The sequence below is a fragment of the Bacillus sp. 196mf genome (genome assembly GCF_003217275.1).
Classification (GTDB): Bacteria; Bacillota; Bacilli; order Bacillales; family Bacillaceae_G; genus Bacillus_A; species Bacillus_A thuringiensis_S.
The window spans coordinates 115923-139450 of the sequence record NZ_QJTG01000005.1; the positions used below are offsets into that span (position 1 = coordinate 115923).

The following is a 23528-nucleotide window of genomic DNA, read 5'->3' on the forward strand; positions in this document are numbered from 1 at the left end:
ATCTTCAGATAATTAGAAAAAATATCCAAAAGGATATATAATATTGCTTAAGAGATAGTGTTAATGGATTACATATATTTCATTTGGTGTATTAATTGAATATCATAATTTTTAATTTTATTAAGCAAGAATCTCGGTTACTTATTGCATTTCTAACATAGGGTGAGATAGAAAAATACAATAGTGTGGAGGTTTTTATAATGACGTTTGTTCTTAGTAAAATGAGTGGATTTAGCATAGAAGAAAAGGTACATGAATTTGAATCTAAAGGATTCCTTGAAATCTCAAATGAAATCTTTTTACAAGAGGAAGAGAATCATCGTTTATTAACACAAGCACAGTTAGATTATTATAATTTGGAAGATGATGCGTACGGTGAATGCCGTGCTAGATCTTATTCAAGGTATATAAAGTATGTTGATTCACCAGATTATATTTTAGATAATAGTAATGATTACTTCCAATCTAAAGAATATAACTATGATGATGGCGGGAAAGTTAGACAGTTCACTAGCATAAATGATAGCTTTTTATGTAATCCTTTAATTCAAAATATCGTGCGTTTCGATACTGAATTTGCATTTAAAACAGATATAATAGATACAAGTAAAGACTTAATTATAGGTTTACATCAAGAAAGATATAAAGCTACTAAAGAAAGACCATCTTTTAGTTCACCTATTTGGTTACATAAAGATGATGAACCAGTAGTGTTTTTACACCTTATGAATTTAAGTAATACAGCTATTGGTGGAGATAATTTAATAGCTAATTCTCCTCGGGAAATTAATCAGTTTATAAGTTTGAAGGAGCCGTTAGAAACTTTAGTATTTGGACAAAAGGTCTTCCATGCCGTAACGCCACTTGGAACAGAATGTAGTACGGAGGCTTTTCGTGATATTTTATTAGTAACATTTTCTTATAAGGAGACAAAATGAGAGAGAATAAAATAATTATGATTTCTGGAGCCAACAGCGGTATAGGTCATGCTTGTATAAAATACTTTTTAGAAAAATCATTTCATGTAATAGCTCTTGATATTAATAATAATAACTTAATAGATTATATGAAAACAGATATGCCTTTGAAAGTAGTGCAAATTGATTTAAGTAATAGCGAAGCGATTCATAATCTTTTTACTCAATTAGATTTAGAAAAACTTTCTCCTGATATATTAATAAATGCAGCTGGTATTCGAGAGATAACACCTGTTTTACATTTATCCGATGATATGTTTAAAAAAGTAATTGATGTAAATTTAGTAGCCCCATTTATCCTTTCTAGGGAAGTAGCTAAGCGATGGTGTGAATCGAAAATAAAAGGTTGTATTGTGAATATAGCATCGGTTTCTGGATTAATGGCTGAACCAGAGCGAGCTGCTTATGTGGCATCAAAGCATGCCTTAATCGGATTGACTAAACAGATGGCTATGGAATTTGGGAAGCAAAATATAAGAGTAAATAGCATTTCTCCCGGTGTTATTAGAACTGAACTTACAGAAGAATACTTTAGTAATAAAGCCTTGATGTCTATGATAAAAAGTAATCAATCTTTAGATACTTGGGGATTGCCGCAGGATATTGTTTCATGTATTGAGTACTTGATTTCTGATCAGGCCCGCTTTATTACTGGTTCTAATTTTGTAATTGATGGTGGTTGGACTGCAGGGAAAAATTTGTAATTGAGTGTTTTTGAGGAAAAGCACCTGTCCTTTTTTAGGCTGGTGTTTTTCTCACTATAAACCGAGTTTTTATTGGAGGGGAATTAATTTGCTTCAAAAAAGTTTTAAGCAAGAGAAAACGGTACCGGCCTTAAAGATGATAGCATCAATGGTTATCTTTGGATCAGTTGGATTTTTTTCTGTTCAAACAAACTTACCTTCGTTTGAATTAGTGTTTGTAAGGTGTATTTTTGCGACAATATTTTTAAGTGTATGCTGGTTGCTTACAGGGCAATATAAACAAGATAAATGGGAACGAAAAGAAGTTATTCAAGTTTTAATATGTGGTTTTTTCTTAGTATTTAATTGGGTTTTCTTATTTAAAGCCTTTGAAAATATGTCAGTTACAATTGCTATCTCAGTTTATCATCTTGCACCAGTAATTGTACTGTTAATTGGAAGTATCGTCTTTAAAGAAAAATTAACATTAATATCTATCATTTCAATAGTTGTGTGTTTTGTGGGAGCTTTATTAATTGCTGGTATCGATGGAAGCTTTTCTTTCGGTTCATTAATGTCTTCAGGTATGATATGGGGATTTCTTGCAGCTCTCTTTTATGCATTTACAACTTTATTTGGTAAAGGGATTAACAAAATGAGTGCGTATGCAATGACATTTTTACAAACATTCTTGGGGATATTTCTTTTAATACCATTTATAGATTTAGATGCTTTTAGTGGCCTCACTCAAAGTAATTGGACATATATTATAGCTACTGGTTTTATTCACACAGGGATAGTGTATTATCTGTTTTTTGATAGTTTACGCCATTTATCTACAAAAACAATCTCAATATTAGTTTTTTTAGATCCGGCAGTGGCAATATTATTAGATACTGTACTTACTGGATTCCGTCCAACTTTAATGCAAATAACAGGAATTCTTTTTATTTTTATTGGCATGACTTTAACATTAAAAAAATCTAAAGATAAAAAACTGAGCCAAAAAGAAAAGCGAATTGAAAGCGATGCTAGTATATCTCAACAATAATGAAATATATTGTGTATAAAACGATAAACCTTGCATGAATCATGCAGGGTTTATTTGGTTCAATATAATTCATATTTATAATATGTAATTTTAAAAACTGAGGTATGTTTTTTAACATGCTTTTGATTCAACTATTTTTATTTGACTATAAATTTACAAAATTGTATATAAAACCTTATTTTTGATAATATATAAGTAATAAATTCATAGAATTGGAGTGATGAGATGCAGCCGTTAGAAAGGGAGATTCATTCTAATATGCTGAAAGTGTGGAGGATTCACGCTTTAATTGGGGCGGCAGTTATACTAACAGTCGTAATTGCGTATTTCTTTTTTATGATTAACTTTAACTGGTGGGGCTGGTTGTTTGGACTATTAGTAACAGGAGCCATTATATTTATTCCACTTGATTATTTTGTGTTTCCAAATTTACGTCAGCGCTATTATAGTTACAGATTAAATGAAGAAGAGATTGAGATTCAAAAGGGAATGTTCGTTGTAAAACGCGTACTTATTCCGATGATCCGTGTGCAGCACGTAACGATTGAGCAAGGTCCGATTATGAGAAAGTATAATTTAGCAGAATTACACATTTCAACAGCCGCAACGTCTCATAGTATTCCAGGTTTAACGAAAGAAGAAGCAGAACAGCTGAAAAGACAAATTGGAGAACTTGCGAAAGTGAGTGATGAGGATGTATAAGAGGCAACATCCGATCACGATATTGTTAGGTATTAGGGTTGCGAGTTTGTTGCCTTTTATTTTGCTTGTTCTATTTCGCTCAGATGGTGAAGTGGAACCTTGGTATTTATTTCATCTTGTTCTCTTGGCCTTATTATTTATTATGGCTATTTTCTCAGCTATAAAATGGTATTTCAAGGTGTATTGGGTTGAAAATAATATTTTACATATAAAGCATGGTGTGTTTGTTAAGAAAGAAAGCTACTTAAATAAAGAACGTGTGCAAAATGTTAGTACATCTTCTAACATCATTTATCAAATACTTGGACTTACAAAATTAAATATAGAAGTTGCAGGCGGCGGTAGTGAGCCAGAAGTGATGTTAGCTGGTATTAAAGAAGATGAAGCGAAGGGACTAATTGCTTTATTACATAAAGAAAGAAGCGTTGTGGCTGAAGAGGTGCCTGCGGGAGAAGGTAGTAAGACAGTTTATCAGTTAACAGCGAAAGAAATTTTATTCGCATCTATTACATCTGGTAGATTTGGATTAGTGTTTTCTATGTTAGTAATCCTTTACACAGAGTTTAATCAATTTCTACCAGAATGGCTCATCAATAAAGTGGAAGCGTATGTGATGGATAACGGTGTATATGAATTAATCGTTATGGCCGCAATTTTAATGGCAATTTCTTGGATTATTTCAACAGCGGGCTATGCGTTAAAATATGCAAACTTTAAAATTGAGCGAAACGGAAATGAAATTCGAATCGTACAAGGGTTATTTGATAAGAAAGAGTTTGTGTTAAAATTACACCGCATTCAAGCAATTACTGTGAAAGAAGGAATACTTCGCCAGCCTATCGGGTATTGTTCTGTCGAAGTAGAAGTCATTCAAAGTATAGAATCCGCTGGGAATGAAGTGATGTTACATCCTTTTATGAAGAAAAAAAATGTGCAGCAGTTACTCGAATATTTACAGTTGCCGTATGAAATGGAGGAGGAAATCGTTCATTTACCGAAAGCGGCATTGCGCCGTTACATCATCATGGGCTGGATTACAAGTGCTGTGCTCGCTGTGCCAATTGCCGGTGCAAGTATATATTTTAAACAGCATATTGCATTGTTCACTCTTATCCCGCTATGTATCGCATTTACAATACTCGCATACGCTCGTTATACTAGCGGCGGTTATATGATGAAAGAAAACCAATTAACAATGGTATACAGAGGTCTTGCGAAATATACAGGAATCATGCGTAGAAGACATGTTCAAGCAGTGGGGTACAATCAATCGTATTTTCAAAAGAAAGACGAGTTATGTACAGCTGTCGTATCGGTAGCGGGGCATCGTTATAAAGTGAAGCACATGCGAAAAGAGGACACACTTCGTATATATAATTGGTACAAAGAAAAAGGAAACACCGGTGTGTAATGGTGTTTCCTTTTTGTTATTAAATGGATATCTTTAGTCGAATCGTTGATATATTTCAAGATGTGATAGATATATTCGAAAAATCGTTAATATAATTTCACGTACTGCTAGTGTTGTATTACTTTTTAATTAAACTAACACATCAAAAGTAGTCACAAAAGAAGGCCGAGAGAAAATACTCTTTTGCTGTTCGGCATGTGGATGCGCTGGAGCTTGTCCTTCTGCTTGCGTGGGACGTTTTTTATGAGCATTTTCGAATGAACGTGATTCTGTCCAGTCTTTAAAGTTTTGCTCTGTTTCCCACATCGTTAAGATGACATATGTATCGTTACTTAATGGGCGTAAAACACGGATTGCTTGGAATCCTGGTTCGTTTTCAATAAGGCCTGCGCGGTTTTTAAAGCGGTTTTCAAATACTGGGCGACCTTCGTCTGTGACAGAAATGTTGTTACAAACGATATAGCCAGATTGTCCTTTAAATTCACCGACAGCATCTAGTACGTCATACTGAAGTGAGCCTTCTACAGATTCTTCTGTATTTTCTTTATAAAACATATTTTTCTCATCATTTTTTGCAGTGAAATGTGATTGTTCTAGAGGTGTTTCGTATGAAATAATCGCCTTCATTTTAATGCCCCCTTAATAGTTTGTTTCTATTATATCAACTCTCTTAAAAAACTTCGAAGATTATATACATAAAGATACTTCTTTTTCAAATAATAAATGTACCATCATTTGGAAAGAAGGACGATGTATGAAGAAAGTAAAGTGGACTTTATTAGGCGGCGTCGCAACGTTTGTAGTAGCAATTGTACTCTATAAACTTATCGTGTTAGCTGGTGGCTATATGATGGATGAAAAGCAGCTCGTTTTCCACTCTTCATCACGTATTGTTGACCAGAAAGGAAAAGAAATTACGAAATTATACGTAGAAAATAGGGAACTCGTACCAGTCGAGCAAATTCCGAAGTATGTGCAGCAAGCGTTTGTTGCGGTGGAAGATTCCCGTTTTTATGAGCATCAAGGAATTGATTATCCGTCTATATTCCGGGCTCTTTATAAAGATACGTTAGCTGGAGAAAAGGTAGAGGGCGGTAGTACCATTACGCAGCAACTCGCTAAAAATGTCTTTTTAACTCGTGAAAAAACATTTACGCGCAAATTGAAGGAAGTCGCAATCTCTCTTCAATTAGAGCAAAAATATACGAAGCAACAAATTCTTGAAATGTATATGAATCATATTTATTTTGGTCATGGGGCTTACGGTATTCAAGCGGCAGCAAAGTTGTATTTTAATAAAAATGTTGAGGATTTAACGGTAGAGGAAGGGGCAATGCTTGCAGGCCTTCCGAAGTCACCAAACGGATATTCACCGTACTACTCTGCAGAGAAGAGTAAGGAACGCCGCGATCTCGTGTTGTCACTTATGCATAAACAAGGCTATTTGACTGCCGAAGAAAGCGTTCGCTATCAAGGAAAGACAATTGCTCTTTATAAAAACTTAGATGAGAATGAACTCGCATATATGCCGTATATTGATATGGTCATAGATGAAGCCGCTCGTTTATACGGGTTGTCTCATCAAGAAGTACTTCGCGGAGGATATACGTTTGTCGTACCAATGGATGAAAAAATTCAAAAGGTAGCGTATAACCAGTTTCAAGATGCAAGGAATTTTCCTGGGAAAGAAGAAGGGGCGCAAGGTGCATTTTTATTAATGGATAATCGTACGGGAGGGATTAAAGCGGCGATTGGGGGAAGAAAGTACGTCCCGAGAGGATTTAATCGTGTTTTTGCCAAAAGGCAGCCTGGATCTGTTTTAAAACCACTTATCGTTTATGCACCAGCACTAGAAACGAAAAAGTATAATCCGTATTCTTTATTAACAAATGAAAGAAATTCTTTTGAAGGGTATGAACCTCGAAATTATAATCATGAGTATTCAAAAGAAATGACGATGTATGATGCGATTTTAGAGTCGGCAAACGTACCGGCAGTTTCTCTATTAAATGAGTTAGGGGTAGAAGAAGGAAAGCAGTATTTAGAAAAAGGAAATGTCCATATTGCAGATGCTGGTTTAAGTACAGCGCTTGGCGGATTGAAAAATGGCGTTTCAACATTTGATCTTGTAAAAATGTATCGTTCATTTTTAGCAAATGGAAATATTATTGAGCCGCACGTTATTGATAAAGTATTAAATAGACACGGTGCAATCATTGGGGAATCGCCAAAAGTAGAGACGAAAATCTTCTCGAAGCAGACAGCATGGTATATGACGAAAATGTTAGAAGGAGTTGTGAAGGAAGGAACAGCGAGAGTTGGTGTATATAACGGTGCGTTAGCTGGGAAAACAGGTACAACTTCATTGCCAAATGACGATAAGGGAGCAAGAGATATGTGGTTCGTCGGCTATACACCGAACTTAGTAGGCGCTGTTTGGATTGGTTATGACCGCACGGATAAGGAGCATCAGTTGCAAGGAGAAAGTGCATCTGCGACAAAATTATTTAAGAAAATTTTAACGAAGGCTAATGTAGAGCATAAAGAGAAGTTTATGAAGCCTGAAGGTGTGGAAACAATCGGTGCTCCGATTCGGCTGCGAAGAATTGAAGATGTAAAAATGAAACTATCATTTAGCCCTTTCGGTTTATTTAAAGCAAAATTAAGCTGGACGCCACTTCCAGATAACAGAATTATGTACCGAATCTATAGAGTGGAGAATGGAATTCATACGCATGTTAGCACTGTAAATGGTGCTGGGGAATATGAGGAAAAGTTCGTTAACATATTTTCAAAACCGAGCTTTTACGTTGTACCGTATAATACACAAACGAATCGTGAAGGAGAAAAGTCGAAAGTAGCTAAACCATAGTTTTTCTCTGTGCTATAATAAGAATGTTGTGAAAATAGTAAACGTTTTTAAGAGTGTTTGTGTCAATTTAATGAACAACGTACATAATATTATGCATTTTGTTTTTACAAGCTGTATAGTAAAAAAAGATAAATATCGAACGTATTCGAAGCATTGGTAAGGAAGGGAGCAAGGGTCTTGGTAAGAACTATAAATGAGACATTTTTAAAAGCATGTAGGGGGGAACGTACCGATTATGTACCAGCATGGTATATGCGTCAAGCAGGTCGTTCACAGCCGGAATATAGAAAGATTAAAGAAAAGTATTCTTTATTTGAAATTACACACAATCCAGAGTTATGTGCTTACGTTACAAAATTGCCAGTTGATCAATATAACGTAGACGCAGCAATTCTTTATAAAGATATTATGTCACCACTACCTGCAATTGGTGTGGATGTAGAAATTAAATCAGGTATTGGCCCAGTTATTGATAATCCAATCCGTTCTTTACAAGACGTAGAAAAACTAGGGGAAATCAATCCAGAAGATGACGTACCGTACATACTAGATACAATTCGTTTATTAACGACAGAAATGTTAGACGTACCGTTAATCGGTTTTTCAGGAGCTCCATTTACATTAGCGAGCTATATGATTGAAGGCGGTCCATCTCGTAACTACCATAATACGAAAGCGTTCATGTATGCAGAGCCAAAAGCTTGGTTCGCTTTAATGGATAAACTAGCAGATATGGTTATTACATATTTAAAGGCGCAAATTAATGCAGGAGCAAAAGCAGTTCAAATTTTCGATTCTTGGGTTGGAACAGTAAATGTAGCAGATTATCGCGTATTTATTAAACCAGCAATGGAGCGTATTTTTGCAGAAGTTCGTAAGATGGGTGTACCGATGATTATGCACGGCGTAGGAGCTGCACACTTAGTGAATGAGTGGCACGACTTACCGCTTGATGTAGTCGGCTTAGACTGGCGCTTACCGATTGAAGAAGCACGTGCACGTGGCGTTCATAAGGCGGTACAAGGTAATATGGACCCTTCATTCTTACTTGCGCCATGGTCTGTTATTGAAGAACATGTAAAAGGTATTTTAGATCAAGGGATGGAACAGCCGGGTTATATCTTTAACTTAGGTCACGGTGTATTCCCAGAAGTAAATCCAGATACATTAAAACGTTTAACTACATTTATTCATGAATACTCTAAAGGGCAGTTAGCGAAGTAAAGGAGAATTGCTGTATGAAAAAGAAAATTGGTTTGCTTGTAATGGCATACGGAACGCCATATAAAGAAGAAGATATTGAACGTTACTATACACATATTCGTAGAGGAAGAAAGCCAAGTCCTGAAATGCTGGAAGATTTAACAGAGCGTTACCGTGCAATTGGTGGTATTTCTCCTTTAGCTACTATTACATTAGAGCAAGCTAAGAAGTTAGAACAGCGTTTAAATGAAGTACAAGATGAAGTAGAGTACCATATGTATCTTGGCTTAAAACATATTGAACCGTTTATTGAAGATGCGGTGAAAGATATGCATAACGATGGAATACAAGATGCAATCGCACTTGTTCTTGCACCTCACTATTCTACTTTTAGCGTGAAATCATACGTTGGACGAGCACAAGAAGAAGCTGAGAAACTTGGAAACTTAACAATTCACGGTATTGATAGCTGGTATAAAGAGCCGAAATTCATCCAGTACTGGGTCGATGCAGTGAAAGGTATATATAACGGCATGTCAGACGCAGAGCGTGAAAAAGCAGTACTAATCGTATCTGCACACAGCCTACCAGAGAAAATTATTGCAATGGGCGATCCATATCCAGATCAATTAAATGAAACAGCTGATTACATCGCGCGTGGCGCTGAAGTAGCAAACTATGCGGTAGGCTGGCAAAGTGCAGGAAACACACCAGATCCTTGGATTGGTCCAGATGTACAAGATTTAACGAGAGAACTAAATGAAAAGCACGGTTATACTTCATTCGTATATGCACCAGTTGGATTTGTTGCGGAACATTTAGAAGTTTTATATGACAACGACTTTGAGTGTAAAGTTGTAACGGATGAAATTGGCGCGAAATATTATCGTCCAGAAATGCCAAATGCATCGGACGCATTTATTGATTGCTTAACAGATGTTGTATTAAAGAAAAAAGAATCTGTACTGTAAGAAGAAAGGGGGAGCCTGCTTGAGGAAAAAAGTTGTGATCGTCGGCGGAGGCATCACTGGATTAACAACAATGTATAATTTACAAAAAAATATTCATGAAAAAAACTTGCCGATTGATACATTACTTATAGAAGCATCGGGTAAACTTGGCGGAAAAATTCAAACCGTTCGAAAAGATGGATTTACAATTGAACGCGGACCGGATTCTTTCTTAGCACGAAAAGAAAGTGCAGCTAGATTAGTGAAAGAATTAGGTCTTGGCGATGAACTTGTAAATAATCAAGCCGGTCAATCATTTATCCTCGTAAACAATCGGTTACATAAAATGCCGAGCGGATCAATGATGGGAATTCCAACGCAAATTACGCCGTTTCTATTTTCCGGGCTGTTCTCCCCAATTGGTAAATTAAGAGCTGGTTTTGATCTATTAATGCCGAGGTCAAAGCCAGTATCTGACCAATCACTCGGACAATTTTTCAGACATCGCCTCGGAAACGAAGTGGTTGAAAACTTAATAGAACCGTTACTATCAGGTATTTATGCAGGGGATATTGATGAAATGAGCTTAATGTCAACATTCCCGCAAATGTATCAAATTGAGCAGAAACATCGCAGTATTTCACTCGGTATGCGTACGCTCGCTCCGAAAGAAGAGAAAGCTGAACCGAAAAAAGGAATCTTCCAAACAGTGAAAACAGGTTTAGAATCTATCGTAGAATCTCTCGAAGCAAAGATGCATGAAGGTACGATAATAAAGGGAACTCGCATTGAAAAAGTTGCAAAACAGGGTGATGGTTATACGATTACTCTTAGTAACGGAAAAGAAATAGAAGCGGACGCCATCGTAGTGGCAACTTCGCATAAAGTATTGCCGTCCATGTTTGCTCAGTACAAGCAGTTTCGTTTCTTCCGTAATATTCCATCCACATCCGTTGCGAATGTCGCACTTGCTTTCCAAAAGTCCGCAATCCAGCGCGATATTAATGGTACAGGATTTGTCGTATCACGAAATAGCGATTACACCATTACAGCATGTACGTGGACGCATAAAAAATGGCCACATACAACGCCAGAAGGAAAAACACTCCTTCGCTGTTACGTTGGACGTGCTGGTGATGAAGCGGTTGTAGAACAAACTGAAGAAGAACTCGTTCAGCTTGTACTAGAAGATTTAAGAAAGACGATGGATATTACAGAGGATCCAGAGTTTACAATCGTAAGTCGCTGGAAAGAAGCGATGCCCCAATATACAGTAGGTCATAACGAGCGAATGAAAAAGCTCACAACATTTATGGAGAAAGAGTTACCTGGTATATATTTGGCAGGTAGCTCCTATGCTGGTGCTGGACTTCCAGATTGTATTAATCAAGGTGAGTTGGCAGCGAAACGTGTGCTGGCACATATTGAAAAAATAGTAGAATGTGAACGAGAAGCTTTAAATGTATAAAAAACTCCTACTTCACTAATGAAGTAGGAGTTTTTTATTGGAAAATAGGTGTTTGTACTGTCCATATTCCACCTGTTTTTAACGTAAGTAATTTTTTGTTTTAAACTTATAGCTGAGATTAATTTTTTGTAAAATTTGTCGAAATATAGTTCTATATAACGAATCATTTGTTATGATAGAAATGCTGAGAAAATATGAAATAGGGAGAGGAAAATGGCTGTGAAGAAATTGTTAAGCGTCTTTTTATCATTCTTGCTATTGCTTTCATTTACTGGAACTTTAGCGCAAGCAGAAGAAACTGCTTCTATGTCAGTAGAAAAAGCAATTCAAGTATTTAAGCAGCAAGGGAAAACGAAGGGGATTGTGGAAGGATATATTGTTGGATATACGCAAAGTTCTTCTAAATATACGAAGGATCCAGCTAAGTTTGATGATACAAACGTAGCAATTGCAGATTCGCCAAACGAAACGAATCCAGACAAAATCATGCCCGTTCAGTTGCCAAAAGGTGATGTGAGAACGGCAGTGAATGTAAAAGATCACCCTGAAAATATCGGGAAAAAAGTTAGTTTGACTGGGACTCTTGAATTATATTTTAGTAACCCAGGTCTAAAATCAGTAACAGCTTATAAGTTTCAAGGTGAAGGACAAAATCGTGTTAGCGATGTAGTAGCTTCGCCGAACGGCGGAGAAGTTGCTAAAGGAACAGCGGTAACATTAACGACGAATACAGAAGGCGCAACAATCTACTATACGTTAGATGGCTCTAATCCTACTAATAAAAGCGTTCGTTATAATGGACAAATTATAGTGAATGAAAATAGTGTAGTGAAAGCAATCGCAGAAAAAGAAGGACTTACTTCTTCAGCAATTTCGACATTTTCATTTATTATCGTAAATAATGAACAGGTTCGTATTCATGACATTCAAGGAAAATCACATATGTCTCCTTACAACGGGAAGAAAGTAAACAATGTGGAAGGCGTTGTCACAGCGCTTGATAAAAACGGCTTTTATATAGAAGATAATCAGCCAGATAATGATCCAGCTACTTCAGAAGGTATGTACGTATATAAAAAAGATGCGAATGTAGCAGTAGGAGATCTTATTCAAGTTGATGGAGTAGTAGAAGAATATGTAGGAGCAGGATATGCAGAGCGATTTGAAACAGACTTAACGACGACAGAAATTAAGGCGAGTCGCGTTGCTGTAATCGCAAAAGATCAATCTTTGCCGGCACCGATTGTACTTGGAGAAAACGGTGTGAAAATCCCGGACCAGATTATTGATAATGATGCATTTGGTTTATTTGATCCAAATGAAGATGCAATCGACTTCTATGAAAGTATAGAAGGTATGCGTGTTACGATGCCAACACCAAAAATTATTACACCTCAGAAAAACGGGAATTTATATGTAACAGTAAAAAATGGTGGAGATAAAATAGTAACACAATATGGGACACCTCTATTAGATGAAAATCAATTAAACCCAGAGCGTCTTTCTGTAAAAGTACCTCGCGATTATGTAGCAAAAGTAGGAGATACTTTCACTGGAGATATAACAGGGGTAGTAGGATATGATTACGGTTCTTTCCGTATTTCGCCAATAACAGAACTGCCAGCTGTAGTGGATGGTGGATTTAAGCAAGTAGGCGCAAATATTCAGCCACGTCTTGATAAGTTAACGGTTGCTACATATAACATTGAAAACTTCTCAGCGAATAAAAAAGAAACAACAGATGAAAAGGTAAAAGCGTTAGCGTATTCTATTAAATACAACTTAAAAATGCCAGATATTATCGGTGTAGAGGAAATGCAAGATAATAACGGATCAATTAATGACGGTACAACAGATGCGTCATTAAGCGCAAAACGTATCATTGATGCAGTTCTAGAAATTCGTGGACCGAAGTATGAGTATGTAGAAATCGCTCCAAACAATAATCAAGACGGAGGAGCACCAGGAGCGAATATTCGCGTCGGCTTCTTCTATAATCCATCACGCGTGAAATTAGCGACGGTACCAAAGTTACTTGATAAAAATGTTGTTCGTATTGGAGACGAAAATCCATTATTTGAAAGTACACGTAAACCGTTAGCGGCAGAATTTACGTTCCAAGGACAAAACATTGTTGTCGTTGCAAATCACTTAAACTCAAAACTAGGAGATGCAGCGCCATTTGGAAAAGTGCAGCCGCTCGTATTAAAAAGTGAAGACAAACGAATTCAGTTAGCACAAGAAGTAAATCATTTCGTGCAAGGAATTCAGAAAAAGAATACGAATGCACCAGTTGTCGTGTTAGGTGATATGAACGATTTCGAGTTCTCTAAACCACTAAAAGCACTAGAGGGAACAATCTTAAAAGATATGTTAAACACAGTGCCGAAAGAGAATCGTTACACTTACATTCACGAAGGAAATGCACAAGTGTTAGATCATATTTTAGTAACAAACAACATCGCACCGCACACAATTGTAGATCCAGTGCACTTAAACTCAAACATAATGAAAGAGCACGGACGTGTAAGCGACCATGACCCAGTACTTGCTCAAATTGATTTGAAGAAGGCTTCTTAAAGTGGGGAACGCTTAGGTGACTAAGCGTTCTTTTTTTGCATCGTTATAGAATAGTATAAAGAGATTATTCCTTTTTTTGTAATCTAATGATAAAATTGATTGAATATTTAGTTTTTAATAAGGGGGACAACAATGCAGTTACAAATAAATGGAAAGGTAATGAATCAGTTTGCAATTTTTTTTAGTACGATCATCATGCTTCAGTTTGTAGCTGATATAACAGGACTTACAAGCAATCTAGATATTACGTATAACTTAATACATACAGCAGCTTCTTATATAACATTTAGTTTGGCGGTTATTTTCACTTTAATAGGTGCAAGAAGAGAATTAAGTAAATATGCAATTATTTTATTATGTTCAGTGGTAGGTATTAAAGCAATTTATTTTGCGGTGTTCGTTATCTTATGGGGATTGGCAGGTACACCGTAAAGGGGAGGATGATTATATGTAATGATAATAAGAGCGTAATTCTCTATGTTAACTTAGGGAATTACGCTCTTATTCGTTCAATGATTTAGTCTGAAATTACTTGAAACGCCTTTCTACACCGCTCTCTTTTTTGCAACCTTCTTCTATATTTTTTTCTATCACGTTTTACTCCTTGTATATACATGATTAAGCTAACGAGGAGGAAGAAAGTGCATTGCATCGTTAAAATATACGGAGACATGCCATGCAACGGTTGTTTTGGGTCATATAAATGAAAAGGCGCTCCGCCTATTGTAGGGAATATCGTATTTAGCAGGACGTATGGAATGGAGGCAACTGCAAATGGGAAAAGAATCGCCATATAGTCCTTTTGTGACCACGCAGATGCTGCAAGTCCTAAAAGGGCCATTAAACCTGCAAATAAAAAATTAATTCCGATATATACAGCAATGTAAGTGAGGGGAGATTCGTAATATAAGTTTGCAAACATCCCATTATCATTTATAATGCCTGAACCAGCAGTCGGTTCTCCGTCTGGAATGGTTAATTTGCAAAATAATAACGATAAGATGAATGGAAATGTATAAAGAAATCCGCCACAAAAGAATGTAACGATATATTTCGTTACTGAATAAGGGAACAAAGAAATCCCTTTACTTACAAACGGTTTAAAACCATCTGATTTATCCGAATTGTAACTTGTACTAAAGGGGAAACTAGCAATAACGGGCATTAATAATAAATAAACATCCATTTCATTGTCGCGAAATCCAATCCATTTAACAGCTGTTGTTACAAAGGCATCCGTTCCATCCCCAATGTAACGAATTACATAATAATAATGGTAAATAAAAATAAGAGCTAGTCCACTAAACATAATAATTAAAGAAACACGATTACAAAAAGCTTGCTTTATATTTAAACGAAGCGCACGCATCATGACTGAAAAAGCCTCCACTATTTTGATAAACTTGTCTATTTTCTATATTACTATTAATTGTAAAGATTTTCTTGTTTTTTTATTTGATTATTTGAAAAAGAGGAATTTTGTTGTTGTGAAGTAAGGTTTAGCTGAAAGGGATTTTTCTAAAATATGGTTGACAATTAAGTATTACATTTGTAATCTTAATTGTAGATTACAAATGTAATACTTAGGGGTGAAACATACGATGACAAATCAATTACCTAAAATATCTGAAGCGGAATTAGAAATTATGAAAGTACTTTGGTCGAGTTCTCCGCAAACAGCGAATGAAATTATAGAAGAACTGGAAGATGCAATGGACTGGAAACCGAAAACAATCCGCACATTAATTAATCGATTAGTACAAAAAGAAGCCGTTTCTTATCATCAAGATAAAGGGCGAATGTATGCTTATTATCCGTTAGTATCACAAGATAATTATTTGCAAGTGGAAACGAAATCTTTACTAAAGCGTTTTTGCGGTGCAGCGTTTAAACCGTTACTTGTTAATTTTTTAAAAGAGGAAAAATTGTCTTCAGAAGATATTAATGAACTGAAACGCATTTTAGATGAGAAGACAGAGGAGAATAAGAGGAAGGATCGATAAAAATGATAAACACGCTTATAAATGTATACCTTCCTCATTTTTTTGATTGGCTTATAGAAACGTCACTTATGGCCAGCATATTAGTTGGATTTATTTTATGTATAAAAGTTCTATTTAGAAATAAATTAACACCCCGGTGGCAATATATGTTGTGGATCGTATTAATGATTAGACTCCTTTTACCATGGTCACCAGATAGCTCGTATAGCATTTACTCATTACTTTCCTATAGTTCTAGTGTATCGGAAGTTATTCCAAAAAATATGCCGGCTACTGAGAATATAGTGAACATAGAAAGCGACCGTAAAGTGGAATTGGAATCAAATCCTAAAATGGTGACAAAAACTAGCGAACCGGAAGTAGAAGTCAGTTCGGAAAAACAGACTACATTTTCTTTATACAAACTTGCTTTGTATGTGTGGCTAGCTGGGGTAATTGTATTAGCAGCCATCACGTTTCTTACAAATAGATGGTTATATTCGTACATAAAGAAACAACCGGATATTACGGATGAACAGGTCATTACAGTGTTTGATCGCTGTAAGCAGTCTATGAAAATGAAGAAGGCAGTTTCATTACGTCTAGCAGGAAAGATTGCGAGCCCAACTGTGTTTAGTTTCTTTCGTCCGAAAGTATTACTATCAAAAAAACATATGAAAGTATTAAATGAGCAACAATTACAATATGTCTTTTACCATGAGTTAGCTCATATTAAGAGAAAAGATGTAGCTGTAAATTGGATTATGTACAGTTTAATCCTATTAAATTGGTTCAATCCGATTCTTTGGTACGCCTATTTTTGTATGCGAGAAGATCAAGAATTGGCATGTGATGCATATGCGCTTACTTTCATAGATAAAGAGGAGCAAATTGCATACGGATATACAATTATTACCCTTCTAGAACATTATTCCTATCAAGTACCAAGCCTAGCAAATTTAAGTAGAAATAAACGAACACTAAAAAGGAGAATCATTATGATTAAAAAATTCCAAAAGAAATCGTATCGTCTTTCTTTACTCGGAGTGATTGCTATAGCAGCTATAGCGGGCGGATTTTTATTAAATGCAAGGATAACTGAGGAGATGAAAGACAGAAAGAAAAAGTTGTAGAAAAAAAGCAATCTAAAGCGGCATTTGAAAAAGCGATAGAAACAGTATTAGGTACACCGGAGAATGCAAGTAGAGAATGGGGGATGTCAATAACGTCATATAAAAAGAATACAGATTTTTTGTATTTGGCAGAAAAGAATTTTACAAAAGAAGAATTTGAGCAGTATGTTCGATTATTTAAGGAAGCGCAAGAAATTCATAAAAAAGCAATGGTTAAGAAAAATGTGCCTGAGAATTATGATGGAGATACAAAGGAATATAAACCTGAACGCTTGAAGAAAGCTGATCAAGAAAGACTAGCTACTATTGAGAAGACATTAAAACCGCTTGGAGATAAGCTGGAGAAGTCTTTAACATATACTATAGAAGAAGCGAAAGAACATGTACCGTATCAAATTAAGCAGCCGACTTATATACCTGAAGGTTATGAATTAAAGAGAGAATGGGCTGACTCATATTTTGGAAGAGATGTGGAATTAGTTATTAAATCAGAATATACAAAAGGAAAATATGGTTTTACAATTTACCAGTCAAGGATGTATATGGATGGTAATGTTAATGGTGGTAAGGATCCGCTACACTATATGATGCCTGGAGTAGAGAATCTAGAAAGTTATAGTTTAGATGGGAAAGGAATGGTATATAATAAATCTTCTCATGGAGAGGGGAAGTTAAGAGGCCTTAAAATGTTTGTACCAGCACAAGGTAAGAATAGTGAGTATCAAATTGTCATAGTGAATGATATTTTTACAAGAGATACAAAGATATACGAAGAGATAATCGATGATGAGCTAACTAAGAAAGAAATGGAGAAAATATTACTTTCTATGTCAAAATAAAAGGCAGTGTTCTTAAACTTTTAGTTTTAAGAACACTGTCTATTTTATTAAATTTCTAGTGGGATCTAGCCAGCAATTATTATGAATATATTCTAGCTTTCCATACAAGTATACTTTTTGATACACTATGGACAGTATGATATAACTTGACTGAAATCTTTTATACTGGAAATAATAAAAAGAGAACTTGTATAGAATGTAAGCGTGTGGTAATATCAAAGATGTACTGATTGACTATATTATCCAATTGGTCATTTTTGGAGGTGATGATGTGGCAATAGATCGAAAACGTTCTATTATTGAGGCTGCAACAAAGTCTTTTTCAGCGTTCGGTTATAAAGCAACAACGATGGATCAAGTAGCGAAGTTAGCGAATGTAGGAAAAGGAACGATTTATACTTTTTTCAAAAATAAAGAAGAGCTATTTGGTGAAATTATTTCTAATTTAATTACAGAAATGAAGCAAGTTGCAGAAAGTGCAATTCGTTCAGATGTTTCATTTTTTGAAAATGTACATAGAGCATTATATAGCATCTTGGAATTTAGAAAAGAACATCAGCTCATGATTAAATTAATTCAAGAAGAGCGCGATATGGGAACGAAAGAAGTACAAGAAGTTATGCAACAAGTTGATGTGGAAATCGTTTCTGTTATTCAATCGTATTTAAAGATTGCGATTGAAAAAGGTGAAATTAGCAAATGTGATCCAGAAATTACAGCATTTATTATGCTTCGTCTATATGTATCGCTTATTTTTGATTGGGAAAAAAATCATGAACCGCTAGAAAAAGAAAAAATTGCAGAGTTATTTGAACTTTATTTACTAAAAGGATTGTCAAACTAAGATAATCCTTTTAATTTTATAAAAAAATGACCGAATGAACAATGCGGTCATATATTTAAGTTAAGGGGGGATATAGAAAAATTATAATCATAATGAGAAAAAGTTGCATAGTAATAAATTCGGGGATAAGGCATATGTATGAACAAGTATAGCCTTTTTGTTTGGGTAAAAATGACTATATGAACATTTTGGTCATTTTATAAAAGGGGGAGAAATTATGAAAGGGAATCAGTTACTTCGGAAAGAGTTCACGGAAATTATAAAAAGTAAAAAAATATTAATTCCAATTATTGCGGTCTTATTCGTACCGATTTTATATGCAGGGATGTTTTTGTGGGCCTTTTGGGATCCGTATAAACAGTTAGATGACTTACCAGTTGCAGTAGTCAATTTAGATAAAGGTGCAGTATTTGATGGGAAACCAATTGAGGTCGGAAAAGGGCTCGTTGATAATTTAAAAGATAATAAAAGTTTTAAATGGGAGTTCGTAAGTGAAAAAGAAGCAAAGAAAGGAATGGAAGGTAGAAAGTATTACATGTTAGTGCGCATTCCAGATGACTTCTCAAGTAACGCTACAACGTTACTAAAAGATAATCCAAAGCCATTAAACTTAGAGTACATTCCAAACGAAAGCTTAAACTTCTTATCTTCACAAATTGGAGGAACAGCCATTGAAAAGATTAAAACTGAAGTATCAAGCACGTTAACGAAAACATATGCAGAGAAAATGTTTGATTCTATTAAAGACGTCTCAAAAGGATTAGCAGATGGAGCGGAAGGGGCAAATAAACTACATGACGGATCAAGTGAATTACATGATGGTTCAAGTAAAGTGACGGATGGCCTTCATACACTTCAAGGGAAATCTGGGGAGATACAGACAGGTGTAGGGAAACTATTTGATGGATCTGGGAAAGTAACAGCAGGTTTAAATACGTTAAATAGCAAAACAGGTGAAATGCAAATAGGTATTGGGAAATTAGTAGATGGGTCAGGAAAAGTAACGAACGGTTTAAATACGTTAAATAGTAAAACAAGTGAGATGCAAGCAGGTATCGGAAAATTAGTAGATGGATCAGGAAAAGTAACAGACGGTTTAAATACGTTAAATAGCAAAACGGGTGAAATGCAAAAAGGAATTGGTGAATTGCATGATGGATCTGAGAAAGTGACCGGTGGTTTGAACAAATTAGTAAGTAAATCCGGTGAATTAAAAACAGGAACAACTGATCTATCAAATGGTATGGGAAAACTTGTTGAAGGGCAAAGTCAATTAGAAAAAGGGTCTCGAGAAATTCAAAAGGGATTGCAAGATTTAAATAGTAAAGTGAAAAGTTCTGCTGCAGGTTTAGAGGAAATACAGTCGAAAGGCCCTTCTATATTGAATACAGTAAATGAGAAAATAGATGGAGCTGGGGCGAATGTAAATCAGTTAAATGAACTTACACAATCAACAGCAGGAGATGCCAAAAATGCAGCACAAGAGGTAGCGAATTTACAAAAGCAAATTGAAAGTTTACCGAAAGAATATCAAGAGCAGTTACAACCATTCATAACAAGTGCTGTAAAAAGTACAGCGACAGTTCAGCAAAAAGCTGCCGGAGTAGCAGGTGGAACAAATAAATTAAATGAAGAAGTAAAACAATTAAAAAGCGAAATAAATCAAAAAACAGGTGATGGACAAAGCAAACTGCCGAATGCAGCGGAATTACAATCCTTAACTGCTGGTATTGAGCAATTATCCAGTGCACAAAAAGGATTTGTTGAAAAATTCCAAGGGTTTGGTGCGAAGTTAAATACTGCTAAAGAAGGCGCAAATAAATTTAAAAACGAGTCTGGTCAATTAATAGATGCGATAAATCAATTAGCAGATGGCTCTGGTCAAGTAACAACAGGCTTAGACACATTATCTGCAGGAGCAAATCAAATGGCAGGTGGTGTAAATCAATTAGCAGATGGATCAAGCCAAGTAACAGGCGGCCTAGGTCAATTATCTGCAGGAGCAAACCAAATGGCAGGTGGAGTAAATCAATTAGCAGATGGATCAAACCAAGTAACAGGCGGTTTAGGTACATTATCTGTAGGAGCAAATCAAATGGCAGGTGGAGTAAATCAATTAGCAGATGGCTCCGGTCAAGTAACAACAGGCTTAGATACATTATCAAATGGCTCAACCCAGCTAATCGACGGCGTAAATAAACTAGCAGATGGCTCAGGAAAAGTAACAGATGGTCTCGTAAAAGTAAATGACGGCTCAGGTGAACTTGCAGAGAAACTTGGCGAAGGAGCAGAGAAAACTGGTGAAGTAAAAGGAACGGATAAAACGTATGATATGTTTGCAAGTCCTGTAAAAGTGAAGACGGAAAAAATAGCGGAAGTTCCTAACTACGGAACTGGATTTACGCCGTATTTCTTATCACTCGGTTTATTTGTTGGGGCATTATTATTATCTATCGTATACCCATTACGCGATACAGTTGGCGTTCCGAAATCAGGATTTAGTTGGTTTATTAGTAAGTTCGGCGTGTTACTATCAGTCGGTATTATTCAAGCGATAGTAGCAGATGTTATATTACTGTTCGGATTGGGTGTAGAAGTACAAAGCATTCCATACTTCATACTCTTTAGTATCATTACAAGTTTAGCGTTTATCGCATTAATTCAATGTTTAGTAACAGCTTTTGGTGATGCAGGTCGTTTTATCGCCATCATTACATTAATTATGCAGCTTACAACAAGTGCTGGAACATTCCCACTAGAGTTGATTCCGAAGTTTTTACAACCATTCAATGCTTGGTTACCGATGACATACTCTGTATCAGGATTGAAAGCAGTCGTATCGAGTGGAGACTTTAACTTCATGTGGCAAAACATAGGAATGCTCATGATCTTTATCGTTGTATTATCACTTGGAACAATCGCCTCCTTAACTTTGATGCACAAACGACAATTTAAAAATGTTGCTGAAAATCAATCGGTTGAAGCGTAAAAAAAGCACCTTTTTGGTGCTTTTTTATTTTAATAGAGGGCATTTTTTCCTTAGTTCATCTATAAATCTTTCTAAAAGCTATAGAAACGAAAGAAAAGGAATTACAACAATTTACAGAGAAACATAGGGTAGAGGAGTTGATATGATGAGAGGCAATCTTACTTATTATTTTATCGTAAATCCGCTAATCATCTTTCTTGTTTATGCCCTTTCACCTATATTGTTTGATAAAGAAGTATATACAAGTATGAAAGATGCATTTGGAATACTTACGTTCTACTATGTGTTAATGGGTGGATATTACTTTATTGATATTTTAAGTGAAAAGATAAAGAAAAAAAGTGATGGAGGATAAAAAATGACTGAAAGTGAAATGAAATTCCGCGATACGACCATTCGTAACTTTTTCGATAAAGAGGATCGTTTAAAATCGATTCCAGGTCAAAAGAAGAAAAAACTAGTATTGTTAGAGCATTTAGTTAGCAAGTTAGATGCTGGAAATCAATATACAGAAAAAGAAATTAATACATTTATAAAACAATATCATGATGATTTTTGTACAATTAGACGTGAATTTATTGTACATAGGTTTATGGATAGAGAGGATAATATGTACCGTATAAACGGGAGAGAAGTTTGGACGAAGTGGGAGGAGTTAAAATAATGAATCAGCGAGGGGATCCCCGCTGATTATAAGCCTGTGCTAGTCTTGCTGTTTCTTTGTAGCAAGTCTATGAACGCTTCAACATTCGAACTTGTAATGTATCCAAGCGTTATATATTCATCTTCATAGTAAAATATTATTTTTTTGTCAAAGATTCTTCTCTTCGTTTCTATGGATAGAATTTTTTCATAATCAAATTCGGCAATGAATGTGTTTTTATATTGGCTAAAAAAGAGAAGTCTTTTATTAGTAGCAAGTAACATGCCAGGATATGGGACTTTATGCGTAATCATATAGCCAGTAAGTGAACATTTTAAAGTAGATAAAATCTTTTCTTCTTTATGTAATAGTTGTTTTGCAGCTGTTAATATTGGATTCATTGCATACATTCCTTTTATTTTGATGTATGAATATTGTATCAAGAGTAAAAAGATTCTCAATATGCAATATTGCATATTGGACGTTTTATAGTTTTAATATTATTTTTTAAAAGAAAAAGTACGAGGTGATTCAATGATACGATTAGCAAAAGAGGCTGATGCAGAAGCAATAATGAACATTAGAAAAGAAATTATATTATCGGAAAATACTACAAAGTTTTTCATAGTATCTCCAAAGAAATTACCGAATGATATTGATGCAGAAAGAGAAAAGATACGGAAAAGTAATGAGAGAGGTAATCTTTATATTGTGTATGAAGTAGATTATAAGGTGGTAGGCTTTTTACTTTTCAACCGATATGAACTAGAACGGTTACAACACGCAGGCACAATGGGAATGGGGATTAAAGAGGCGTATTGTAATCAAGGCATCGGTACGAAATTAATTGAATTTCTTATTAGTTGGACTAAAGGGCAGAAAGGTTTAGAGAAAATTTGCTTAGGTGTAGTTTCTGTTAATGATCGGGCAATTAAAGTGTACAAACGTATGGGTTTTGTAGAAGAAGGAAGACAACGAAAGCAAATTAAATATGAAGATGGATCATATGGAGATGATGTATTGATGGGCTTTTATATTGAATAAAGAATATATGGTATTAAGAAAAGGAATGTACATAACGTAAATTTCTAAAAGCAGTATATTGCCCCTGCATTAACAGACTTTTCCCTATGTATAATATTAATATAGTAAAATCATAACAACCGATATTGCAGTTTCCAATAATATACTATATAATCAA

The 23528-nt window shown here is 35.3% G+C and carries 20 protein-coding genes and 1 pseudogene; 18 read left to right on the forward strand and 3 right to left on the reverse strand.

From position 1 onward, the window contains the following. The first annotated feature begins 200 nt into the window (after window positions 1–200). The 5 genes from ATL10_RS10435 to ATL10_RS10455 all read left to right on the forward strand — a co-directional run bounded on the left by ATL10_RS10435 (window position 201) and on the right by ATL10_RS10455 (window position 4824). On the forward strand, window positions 201–938 hold the full coding sequence (locus tag ATL10_RS10435) for a 2OG-Fe dioxygenase family protein (protein WP_142669949.1): 738 nt from the start codon (window positions 201–203) through the stop codon (window positions 936–938). Beyond that, entirely contained in the window at window positions 935–1681 is a 747-nt protein-coding gene (locus ATL10_RS10440) for an SDR family NAD(P)-dependent oxidoreductase (protein WP_001208940.1), read from the forward strand. The genes ATL10_RS10435 and ATL10_RS10440 overlap by 4 nt, the downstream gene beginning before the upstream one ends. An 88-nt stretch (window positions 1682–1769) precedes the next feature. Further along, the gene (locus ATL10_RS10445; protein WP_000939632.1) at window positions 1770–2711 is read left to right on the forward strand and encodes a DMT family transporter; all 942 of its coding nucleotides are present in this window, start codon (window positions 1770–1772) and stop codon (window positions 2709–2711) included. Between the two features lie 225 nt (window positions 2712–2936). Further along, window positions 2937–3413: a PH domain-containing protein gene (locus ATL10_RS10450; protein ID WP_001182719.1), complete on the forward strand. Its 477-nt coding sequence runs from the start codon at window positions 2937–2939 to the stop codon at window positions 3411–3413. Continuing rightward, window positions 3406–4824: a PH domain-containing protein gene (locus ATL10_RS10455; RefSeq protein ID WP_098251310.1), complete on the forward strand. Its 1419-nt coding sequence runs from the start codon at window positions 3406–3408 to the stop codon at window positions 4822–4824. Before ATL10_RS10450 ends, ATL10_RS10455 begins: the two co-directional genes overlap by 8 nt. Before the next feature lie 129 nt (window positions 4825–4953). Here ATL10_RS10455 and hmoB read toward each other — a convergent pair whose 3' ends face one another. Continuing rightward, a complete protein-coding gene (gene hmoB, locus ATL10_RS10460; RefSeq protein WP_000644097.1) occupies window positions 4954–5451 on the reverse strand; it encodes a heme-degrading monooxygenase HmoB in 498 nt (165 codons plus the stop codon). 127 nt (window positions 5452–5578) lie between these two features. On the opposite strand from hmoB, the gene ATL10_RS10465 reads away from it, so the two are divergent. From ATL10_RS10465 to ATL10_RS10495, 6 genes are all read left to right on the forward strand, one after another. Further along, entirely contained in the window at window positions 5579–7696 is a 2118-nt protein-coding gene (locus ATL10_RS10465) for a transglycosylase domain-containing protein (protein WP_088022540.1), read from the forward strand. A 177-nt stretch (window positions 7697–7873) separates the two neighbouring features. Further along, entirely contained in the window at window positions 7874–8920 is a 1047-nt protein-coding gene (gene hemE / locus ATL10_RS10470) for a uroporphyrinogen decarboxylase (protein WP_000252604.1), read from the forward strand. A 14-nt stretch (window positions 8921–8934) separates the two neighbouring features. Then, complete coding sequence (hemH, locus tag ATL10_RS10475; RefSeq protein ID WP_000726800.1) at window positions 8935–9870, forward strand: ferrochelatase; 936 nt, start codon at window positions 8935–8937, stop codon at window positions 9868–9870. A gap of 19 nt (window positions 9871–9889) precedes the next feature. Beyond that, window positions 9890–11317, forward strand: coding sequence for a protoporphyrinogen oxidase (gene hemY, locus ATL10_RS10480; RefSeq protein ID WP_098329483.1), 1428 nt, complete (start codon window positions 9890–9892; stop codon window positions 11315–11317). Between the two features lie 213 nt (window positions 11318–11530). Continuing rightward, complete coding sequence (locus tag ATL10_RS10490; RefSeq protein WP_100909956.1) at window positions 11531–13897, forward strand: DUF6359 domain-containing protein; 2367 nt, start codon at window positions 11531–11533, stop codon at window positions 13895–13897. 132 nt (window positions 13898–14029) lie between these two features. Further along, window positions 14030–14329, forward strand: coding sequence for a hypothetical protein (locus ATL10_RS10495; RefSeq protein WP_001176842.1), 300 nt, complete (start codon window positions 14030–14032; stop codon window positions 14327–14329). Window positions 14330–14414: 85 nt separating this feature from the next. Here ATL10_RS10495 and ATL10_RS10500 read toward each other — a convergent pair whose 3' ends face one another. Further along, window positions 14415–15269, reverse strand: a complete 855-nt coding sequence (locus tag ATL10_RS10500) for a hypothetical protein (RefSeq protein WP_000984164.1) — start codon at window positions 15267–15269, stop codon at window positions 14415–14417. 229 nt (window positions 15270–15498) lie between these two features. Between ATL10_RS10500 and ATL10_RS10505 the strand changes: the two genes are divergently transcribed. The 6 genes and pseudogenes from ATL10_RS10505 (at window position 15499) to ATL10_RS10530 (ending at window position 22348) form a co-directional block, all read left to right on the forward strand. Further along, entirely contained in the window at window positions 15499–15900 is a 402-nt protein-coding gene (locus ATL10_RS10505) for a BlaI/MecI/CopY family transcriptional regulator (RefSeq protein ID WP_000184509.1), read from the forward strand. A 2-nt stretch (window positions 15901–15902) separates the two neighbouring features. Beyond that, window positions 15903–17851, forward strand: a pseudogene (locus tag ATL10_RS10510) (M56 family metallopeptidase). A gap of 271 nt (window positions 17852–18122) precedes the next feature. Further along, entirely contained in the window at window positions 18123–18695 is a 573-nt protein-coding gene (locus tag ATL10_RS10515) for a TetR/AcrR family transcriptional regulator (protein WP_000963381.1), read from the forward strand. Between the two features lie 217 nt (window positions 18696–18912). Further along, on the forward strand, window positions 18913–21684 hold the full coding sequence (locus tag ATL10_RS10520) for a YhgE/Pip domain-containing protein (RefSeq protein ID WP_100909958.1): 2772 nt from the start codon (window positions 18913–18915) through the stop codon (window positions 21682–21684). 142 nt (window positions 21685–21826) lie between these two features. Beyond that, window positions 21827–22039, forward strand: a complete 213-nt coding sequence (locus tag ATL10_RS10525) for a hypothetical protein (protein ID WP_014481972.1) — start codon at window positions 21827–21829, stop codon at window positions 22037–22039. Window positions 22040–22042: 3 nt separating this feature from the next. Next, window positions 22043–22348: a DUF2087 domain-containing protein gene (locus ATL10_RS10530; protein WP_098907765.1), complete on the forward strand. Its 306-nt coding sequence runs from the start codon at window positions 22043–22045 to the stop codon at window positions 22346–22348. 26 nt (window positions 22349–22374) lie between these two features. On the opposite strand, the gene ATL10_RS10535 is transcribed toward ATL10_RS10530, so the two are convergent. Beyond that, window positions 22375–22728, reverse strand: a complete 354-nt coding sequence (locus tag ATL10_RS10535) for a PH domain-containing protein (protein WP_001068217.1) — start codon at window positions 22726–22728, stop codon at window positions 22375–22377. Window positions 22729–22861: 133 nt separating this feature from the next. Here ATL10_RS10535 and ATL10_RS10540 point away from each other — a divergent pair, with 133 nt between their 5' ends. After that, window positions 22862–23371: a GNAT family N-acetyltransferase gene (locus tag ATL10_RS10540; protein WP_065228438.1), complete on the forward strand. Its 510-nt coding sequence runs from the start codon at window positions 22862–22864 to the stop codon at window positions 23369–23371. The last annotated feature ends 157 nt before the right edge of the window (window positions 23372–23528 follow it).